The organism is Neisseria sp. P0021.S007 (assembly GCF_051956855.1).
In genome coordinates, this window is the sequence record NZ_JBQCXA010000621.1 from 1 (window position 1) to 653 (window position 653).

General features: G+C 52.1%; 1 protein-coding gene. It reads left to right on the plus strand.

Annotated features, from left to right (window positions below; all coding sequences use genetic code 11):
• A partial coding sequence (gene mlaE, locus ACTHUR_RS14995; RefSeq protein WP_440399401.1) for a lipid asymmetry maintenance ABC transporter permease subunit MlaE occupies positions 1-579 on the plus strand: 579 nt, incomplete at its 5' end.
• Positions 580-653 lie beyond the last annotated feature (74 nt).

Here is a 653-nt window from a genome sequence, read left to right on the forward strand (position 1 = left end):
GTATTGGGCTTGCAAGGCTATACGCAGCTGGCAAAATTCAAATCCGCCGATATTTTAGGCTATATGGTTGCCGCTTCCCTGTTGCGCGAATTGGGTCCCGTATTGGCGGCCATTCTGTTTGCCAGCAGCGCAGGCGGCGCCACGACCAGCGAAATCGGCTTGATGAAAACCACCGAGCAGCTTGAAGCAATGAACGTGATGGCGGTCGACCCCGTGGCACGCGTGGTTGCGCCGCGCTTTTGGGCGGGCGTGTTTTCCATGCCTTTGCTGGCTTCGATTTTCAACGTTGCCGGCATTTACGGCGCGTATTTGGTCGGCGTCGAATGGCTGGGTTTGGACGGCGGTATTTTCTGGTCGCAAATGCAAAACAACATTACCTTCCATTACGACGTACTCAACGGCTTAATCAAATCCGCCGCTTTCGGCGTAGCCGTTACGTTAATCGCCGTACATCAGGGCTTCCACTGCGTACCGACTTCCGAAGGTATTTTGCGTGCCAGTACACGCACAGTAGTGTCTTCCGCCCTGACCATCCTCGCTGTCGACTTCATGTTGACCGCATGGATGTTTACCGACTAAAGGCCGTCTGAAACGACACTTAAAAAGAATGAAACAAGGACAATAGCACATGAAAAAAAATGCTTTGGAATTTT